Annotated in this window: 7 protein-coding genes; 5 read left to right on the top strand and 2 right to left on the bottom strand. The window is 68.4% G+C overall.

All coding sequences use genetic code 11. The features are described 5' to 3' along the window. A partial coding sequence (locus ACO0LU_RS10025) for an integrase core domain-containing protein (RefSeq protein ID WP_424791214.1) occupies window positions 1-180 on the top strand: 180 nt, incomplete at its 5' end. Here ACO0LU_RS10025 and ACO0LU_RS10020 read toward each other — a convergent pair. Beyond that, window positions 177-1379, bottom strand: coding sequence for a PucR family transcriptional regulator (locus ACO0LU_RS10020; protein ID WP_424791213.1), 1203 nt, complete (start codon window positions 1377-1379; stop codon window positions 177-179). The genes ACO0LU_RS10025 and ACO0LU_RS10020 overlap by 4 nt on opposite strands. Before the next feature lie 65 nt (window positions 1380-1444). On the opposite strand from ACO0LU_RS10020, the gene ACO0LU_RS10015 reads away from it, so the two are divergent. Beyond that, the gene (locus tag ACO0LU_RS10015) at window positions 1445-2143 is read left to right on the top strand and encodes a hypothetical protein (protein WP_424791212.1); all 699 of its coding nucleotides are present in this window, start codon (window positions 1445-1447) and stop codon (window positions 2141-2143) included. 103 nt (window positions 2144-2246) lie between these two features. Here the strand turns inward: ACO0LU_RS10015 and aceE are convergent, their stop codons facing one another. Beyond that, window positions 2247-4955, bottom strand: coding sequence for a pyruvate dehydrogenase (acetyl-transferring), homodimeric type (gene aceE, locus ACO0LU_RS10010; protein WP_424791223.1), 2709 nt, complete (start codon window positions 4953-4955; stop codon window positions 2247-2249). A 280-nt stretch (window positions 4956-5235) separates the two neighbouring features. On the opposite strand from aceE, the gene ACO0LU_RS10005 reads away from it, so the two are divergent. Genes ACO0LU_RS10005 through ACO0LU_RS09995 form a run of 3 tightly spaced genes read left to right on the top strand, consistent with a single transcriptional unit; the run spans window position 5236 to window position 7052 of the window. Next, the gene (locus ACO0LU_RS10005) at window positions 5236-5655 is read left to right on the top strand and encodes a DUF3052 domain-containing protein (RefSeq protein ID WP_424791211.1); all 420 of its coding nucleotides are present in this window, start codon (window positions 5236-5238) and stop codon (window positions 5653-5655) included. An 18-nt stretch (window positions 5656-5673) separates the two neighbouring features. Beyond that, window positions 5674-6186, top strand: coding sequence for a peroxiredoxin (locus ACO0LU_RS10000; RefSeq protein ID WP_424791210.1), 513 nt, complete (start codon window positions 5674-5676; stop codon window positions 6184-6186). Then, entirely contained in the window at window positions 6183-7052 is an 870-nt protein-coding gene (locus ACO0LU_RS09995) for a glycerophosphodiester phosphodiesterase family protein (RefSeq protein ID WP_424791209.1), read from the top strand. Before ACO0LU_RS10000 ends, ACO0LU_RS09995 begins: the two co-directional genes overlap by 4 nt. The last annotated feature ends 26 nt before the right edge of the window (window positions 7053-7078 follow it).

Raw genomic sequence — 7078 nt, 5'->3', positions numbered from 1 at the left:
AGGTTCAATCGGACCCTGATAGTCGAGTGGGCCTACGCCAGGCCCTACTCCAGTGAGACCGAACGTGAAGCCTCCTACGAGGCATTCCTCCACGACTACAATCATCATCGAGCCCACACCGCTATCGGAGGCCTCACCCCAGCAGACCGCGTTCACAACCTAACGGGGAAGTACAGCTAGGCAGACAGGGCGGTTCCGCCGCTGCTTTCATCCAGTCGCCCCAGCGCGATCGCGATCTGCAGCACGAACCCCTCCCGGGCGTCGGTGGGTTCCCATCCGGTGATCGTGCTGATGCGGCGCAGCCGGTACCGCACCGTGTTGGGGTGAACATACAACTGCCGGGCGGTGGCCTCCAGTGACCGGCCCTCGTTCAGGTACGTCGACAACGTCTCCAGCAGTGGGCCACCCACTCCCAGCAGCGGCGCGTAGACATCGGTGAGCAGGGTGCGGTGCGCATCGGGATCACCCATCAGGACTCGTTCGGGGAGCAGTTCGTCGGCCATCACCGGGCGTGGCGCCCCCGGCCAGGCGTGCACCGCGTGCAGCGTGGACAGTGCGGCCCGGGCCGAGCGTCCCGCCTCGGCGAGCTCGCCCACCAGCGGCCCTATCACCACCGGACCCGGACCGAACCGGCCCAGCAGCGTGCCGGCCTGCTCGCGAAGGTTGCCGGTCCCGCCCAGCACCACGATCAGCCGGTCACCCTGCACACCGACCAGTGCGTCCTGGGCGGCACGTCGGGCCGCGCGACGCAGGTCCGCTGCCCGCACGTCGTCGACCGGTCCGTCGGTGGTGCCGACCATCACGAGGGTGCTCCCGGTACCGGCCCACCCGAGGGCGGCCACACGGGAGTGCAGGGAGTCATCGGGGTCACCGCGCAGCAGGGAGTCCACCACCAGCGCCTCCAACCGGGCATCCCAGGCCCCGCGGGTCTCAGCCGCCCGGGCATAGACATCCGCTGCGGAGAAGGCCACCTCGCGGGAGTAGATCAGCACGGCTTCGCGCAGTTGGCGGAACTGCCCGGTGGGGGCGAGTTGTTCCGCGTGCTCCTCGACCGTCTCTACCACGATGCGCACCAACTGCAGGGTGTGCTGCAAGGAGATGGACCGGGCCAGTTCTGGCGGAGCGGCGCGGAAGATCTCTGCGGCGTTGTAGGACCCGGAGTCGGGATTCTCATACCAGGAGATGAAGTTGGCGATGCCGGACTGGGCCACCAGCCCGATCCAGGAGCGGTCCTCGGCCTGCAGTTCCCGGTACCAGGTGAGTTCGGCATCGAGACGGCGCATCGCGGCCGAGGTGAGCAGGTCCGAGCCGGTGCGTAGGCGGCGCACCATCTGTTCGGTCGCACCGGGAGCGATGGTCGGTTTCGGGTCGCGGGGCATGCAGCGAGGATACGACCCGCCTTTGTGGGAAGCCCACAAACGACATCACCGTTATCCTCCACTACATGGGAATCCTCGATCGGCTGTCCGACTACCTGCGCGGCAAGGGCGCGCGTGGATCGTCCACACGCACCGGCAAGGGTGGCGGTGGAGTTGCGCCGGGGGAGCCTGTGGTGGAACAGGAGGGCGCGCTGCGGGAACGGTTGGACGCCGACCCGAACGACCTTGAGGCCTTCGCGCAGTTGGCCGAGCTGGTGCGGCGACGCACCGAGAGCACCGAGCACCCGGACCCGCTGATCGCCGCGCATGCCGAGGCTGACGTACAGGCACGCAGCGATGCCTCGCACTGGGCGCTGGCGGAGGAACTGGCTGGCAACCCGCGAGCCTGGTACCCGTTGATCGAGTTGGCCCGGCTGTCCCTGGAGGATGATCATGAGGGCGCGCTGCGCAGACTCGGGACGGCGTGTGAGCGGGACCGCAGCGGGCGTGCGCTCGAGGAGGGAATCAAGATGCTGCGGGGCGCGGACCTGCCCGCCGAGGCACTGTCGCTGGGGGTCGGGCACTGGTCCCCGGCCCAGCAGAGCCCGGAGGCGGGCCGCCAGGTGGTGCAGGCGGCCCTGGACGCCGGGCGGGCCACCGCCGCCCGGGAGCACCTGCGCAATCTAGCCGAATACGGCACCGAGCAGCCCGGTACCACTGCCGTGGTGGCTGAGTTGGAGCCGTTCGTGGCTGCCGCCGAGGCGCGGGCCGAGCGGACGGACTGACAACCCCGGCTGGCGGGGACAGGTGCGGCGCAGGCCCCGGACCATCAAGATTCCGGGGCCTGCGCCGTGTCGGCCGAGCCGTCCCGGCCCTTCACACGATGCCTCAGGCGTCGCCTCCTGCGGTGCCGGTGGAGCCGGCGGTGACATCCAGAAGGTTGTACTTGTCCAGGGCCTTCTTGGGTGCGTCGGCGTCGACCTCCCCACGGGCTGCCAACGCCTGCAGGGTCCGGGTCACGATGGACTCGGTGTCGATCAGGAAGTGCCGGCGCACTGCGGGGCGGGTGTCGGAGAAACCGAAACCATCGGCTCCCAGCGTCCAGTAGTCCCCGGGTACCCAGGCCCGGATCTGGTCGGGCAACTGGAAGTCGTAGTCGGTCACGCCCACGAATGGTCCCTCGGTGCCGTCGAGCTTGGTCACCAGGTAGGGGGTGGGCTGCTCCCCGTCGGGGTCGATGAATGCCTGACGTTCCGCGGCCAACCCATCCCGCCGCAATTCGGTCCAACTGGTCACCGACCACACCCCGGCACGCACGCCCCAGTCCTCGGCGAGGATCCGGCGGGCTTCCAGGGCCCACGGCACCGCCACCCCCGAGGCGAGGATCTGCGCCTCGGGCCCGTCGCCGTCGTCGGGCTTTGCCAGGCGGTGGATACCGCGGAGGATGCCCTCCACGTCCACGTCCTCCGGCTCGGCGGGCTGCAGCATGGGCTCGTTGTAGACGGTGAGGTAGTAGATGACGTCCGGGTCGCGGTCGTCGCTCTCGCCGTACATCCGCTCCAGGCCGTCCCGGACGATGTGCCGGATCTCGTACCCGTAGGCCGGGTCGTAGGAGACGACCGCCGGGTTGGTCGAGGCCAGGATGGGGGAGTGCCCGTCGGCGTGCTGCAGGCCCTCACCGGTCAGCGTGGTGCGTCCGGCCGTGGCCCCGATCAGGAACCCGCGGGTGAGTTGGTCCCCGGCAGCCCAGAACTGGTCACCGGTGCGCTGGAACCCGAACATGGAATAGTAGAAGTAGAACGGCACCATGACCTCGCCATGGGTGGCGTAGGAGGTGCCGACGGCCTGGAAAGCCGCCGCGGAACCGGCCTCGTTGATGCCGGTGTGCAGCAGGCCGCCGGCCTCGGACTCCTTGTAGGACAGCAGCAGGTCCCGGTCCACGGACAGGTAGTGCTGACCGCCGGTGTTGAAGATCTTCAGTGAGGGAAAGATCGAGTCAAGTCCGAACGTGCGCGCCTCGTCCGGGATGATCGGCACGATCCGCTGACCGAACTCCTTGTCCCGCAGCAGGTCCTTGAACAACTGCACCAGCGCCATCGTGGTGGCGACCTCCTGGTTGCCCGAGCCCTTGGCCAGACGTGCATAGGCCTTGTCCCCGGGCAGGGTCACCGGGGTGTACTTCGAGCGCCGCTCGGGCAGGAAGCCACCCAGTTCGCGGCGGCGCTCCAGCATGTACTCGATCTCGGGTGCGTCCATCCCGGGGTGGTAGTACGGGGGCAGGTGCGGATCCTTCTCGATCTCCTCATCGGTGATCGGGATCCGCAGGGAGTCCCGGAGCAGTTTGAGGTCGTTCTCCTTCAGTTGCTTCATCTGGTGGGTGGCGTTACGGGCGGCAAACGCCGAGCCCAGTCCGTACCCCTTGATGGTGTGGGCCAGGATCACGGTGGGCTGGCCGGTGTGGTTCACCGCAGCGCTGTAGGCGGCGTAGAGCTTGCGATAATCGTGGCCGCCGCGCTTGAGTGCCCAGATGTCGTCGTCGGAGAGGTTCTCCACCAACGCCTTGGTGCGCGGGTCACGGCCGAAGAAGTGCTCGCGGATGAACGCACCGTTCTCGGCCCGGTAGGTCTGGTAGTCGCCATCGGGGGTGTTGTTCATCAGATTGACCAGGGCGCGGTCCTTGTCCGCCTCCAGCAGCGCGTCCCATTCGCGGCCCCAGACCACCTTGATGACGTTCCAGCCGGCACCCCGGAAGAAGGCCTCCAGTTCCTGGATGATCTTGCCGTTGCCGCGCACCGGCCCATCAAGACGCTGCAGGTTGCAGTTGATCACGAAGGTCAGGTTGTCCAGCCCCTGGTTCGCGGCCAGTTGCAGCATGCCACGCGATTCCGGCTCGTCCATCTCGCCATCGCCGAGGAAGGCCCACACGTGCTGCTGGGAGGTGTCCTTGATCTGGCGCAGGTGCGTGTAGCGGTTCACCCAGGCCTGGTAGATCGCCGAGGCGGGGCCCAGCCCCATCGAGACGGTGGGGAACTCCCAGAAGTCGGGCTGATGCCGCGGGTGGGGGTAGGAGGGCAGACCCCCGCCGGGATGGGACAGTTCCTGACGGAACCCGTCCAGGCCGTGCTCGTCCATCCGGCCCTCGAGGAAGGCGCGGGCGTACATGCCGGGGGCGGCGTGACCTTGGAAGTAGATCTGGTCCCCGCCGCCGGGGTGGTCCTTGCCGCGGAAGAAGTGGTTCAACCCCACCTCGTACAGGGTGGCCACCGAGGCGTAGGAGGAGATGTGGCCGCCCACGGCGATACCGGGACGCTGGGCCCGGGTGACCATCACCGCCGAGTTCCAGCGCAGGTAGGAGCGATATCGACGCTCGACCACCTCATCGCCGGGAAAGTACGGCTCGTCCTCGACCCCGATGGTGTTGACGTACGGGGTGGTGGTGGCCGAGGGGATGGCCAGGCCATGCTCGCGGGCGCGCTTGAGCAGGTTCAGCAGGATGTAGCGGGCCCGCGGGCCGCCGCGGTCCTCGATGAGGCCGTCCAGGGATTCCAGCCACTCCCCGGTCTCCTCGGCATCGATGTCCGGCACCTGGCTCAGCATGCCGTTGATCAAGGGTCCGGAAGTGTTGCGTGCAGTCACGGGAAACTCATTTCTCCGTACGCCAGGGCTGCGGCGCACGGGCTCGGTTGGCCTGTACGGGCCAGGCCCACACGTTCTGCGTGCTCTTGCGATCCTATTGTTGCGCGATGCGGGGCGCCTCATGCCAGAACCCGGATGTGACCTGACCGACACCAGCGACCCCTACACTCAGGGGTGCGAACGGTGCCACCCGGCACCGCTGTCGAAACCCCGGGAGGGGACGGAGAGGAGAGCAGGGAACGTGGGAGAGGCCACGGGAAGCGTACGCTCCCGGTTTGGTGTGAACCCTGGTCAGGTGGTGCAGGAGTTCGGGTACGACGACGACGTCGACACCGGTGTGCGCCAGGAACTGGAATCCGTCATCGGCTCGGAACTGGCCGACGAACTCTACGACGACGTCACCGATGCCGCCATCGTGTGGTGGCGCGCGGACGACGGCGACACCGCTGATCTGACCGATCTGGTCCTCGATGCGATGACCACCCTGGAGGACGGGGCCCTGATCTGGGTCCTGGTACCCAAGCCCGGCCGGGACGGGCACGTGGCCCCGGCAGATGTGGAGGAGGCTGCCTCCACCGCGGGCCTGCACGCCACCAGTGCCATCTCGGCAGCGCCGGACTGGACCGGGATGCGGCTGGTGACGCGCAGCCGGGGCCGCTGATCGTGAGATGGTGCCGTGGTGAGTAGGACCAAGACCACGATTCCTCCTTTCGACCTCGCCGCTCCGGGCCAGGTCGCCCCCGACTTCACTCTTCCGGACACCCACGGCACGCCGGTGCAGTTGTCCGCTCTGCGCGGCGCCCCGGTGCTGCTGGTGTTCTTCCCGTTCGCCTTCTCCCGGTTGTGCCACCAGGAACTGACCGGTCTGAACGAGCAGCTGGACACCTTCGCCGCACTGGACGCCGAGGTGTTGGCCATCTCCTGCGATCCCCTACACAGCCTGCGGGCGTGGGGGGATCAGGAGGGCTTCGGACTCACCCTGCTCTCGGACTTCTGGCCGCATGGCCAGGTGGCCGAGGCCTACGGCGCGTTCGACGACGAGGCCGGTCACGCCGGGCGGGGGAGTGTGTTGATCGATGCCGGTGGCGCGATCGCCTGGAGCACGCTGAGCCCCCCGGGCCGCACGCGCTCCCTCACTGAGCACGTCGACGCCGTGCGCGCCCTGGCCGCGGCCCGGGTGGAGGAGCCGTGAGTGCGGCCGCCCCGCGCCGTCGTCGTCCGTTGACTCCCCGCCAGAGGCAGGTTGCCCCGGTCGGTGGGCGGTACCTGGACCGCCCGCCGCTGGCGATGGCCCACCGGGGCGGTGCCGGGTATGCGCCGAATGCCGGCAACGAGAACACGATCAGGGCTTTCGCCAACGCGGTGGAACTGGGCTACGACTACATCGAGACCGACGTGCGCGCCAGCGCCGACGGCGAGGCGTTCTGCTTCCACGACGACGACCTGGTGCGAGTGGTCGGGCAGGAGCGGCTGTTCGGAGAGTTGTCCGGCGAGCAGATTCGCTCGCTGCGCACGGTCGGTGGGGAGTCGATTCCCTCCCTCGCGGAGGTGCTGGAGGCATTCCCGGACACACGGTTCAACATCGACGTCAAGACCGATGACGTGCTCGAGCCGATGCTCGGCGTGCTCGATGAGTTCGAGGCCTACCACCGCGTCCTCATCGGCTCCTTCAGCAGCACCCGGCTGAACCTGGCGCGGCGCGAGCGGCCCCACCTGGCCACCTCAACCTCACCGAGGGAGTCGATGGGCATCGGTTACGGGGTCGGTCCGGCGGCCACCCGGGCTGCCCGCTCCGGCGCGCTTTGCCTGCAGGTACCGATCCGCTACCGGGGCAGGCGGGTGCTGACCCCCCGCACGGTGCGGGCGGCCAAGCGACAGAACCTGCAGGTACACGCCTGGACGATCGATGAGGCACCCGCCATGCATTCGTTGCTGGACCTGGGGGTGGATGCGATCATCACCGACCGGCCCGAGGTACTCAAGGATGTGCTGATCGCGCGGGGACAGTGGCGCGGGACGCACTCGTCCCGGAAGCAGGAACCGAGCGCAACGGATTGACCCCGCCGGGTCCGATGCCGCAGGTC

The sequence above is a fragment of the Pseudactinotalea sp. Z1748 genome (genome assembly GCF_049725185.1).
Taxonomy (GTDB): Bacteria; Actinomycetota; Actinomycetes; order Actinomycetales; family Beutenbergiaceae; genus CALKWS01.
The sequence above is the reverse complement of the archived record's forward strand: the minus strand, read 5'-3'. Positions and strand labels throughout refer to the sequence as shown.

Coding starts and splice junctions, on each gene's coding strand:
- aceE (WP_424791223.1), bottom strand. CDS start 4,955: ATGCTGAGCCAGGTGCCGGACATCGATGCCGAGGAGACCGGGGAGTGG.
- ACO0LU_RS10015 (WP_424791212.1), top strand. CDS start 1,445: ATGGGAATCCTCGATCGGCTGTCCGACTACCTGCGCGGCAAGGGCGCG.
- ACO0LU_RS10020 (WP_424791213.1), bottom strand. CDS start 1,379: ATGCCCCGCGACCCGAAACCGACCATCGCTCCCGGTGCGACCGAACAG.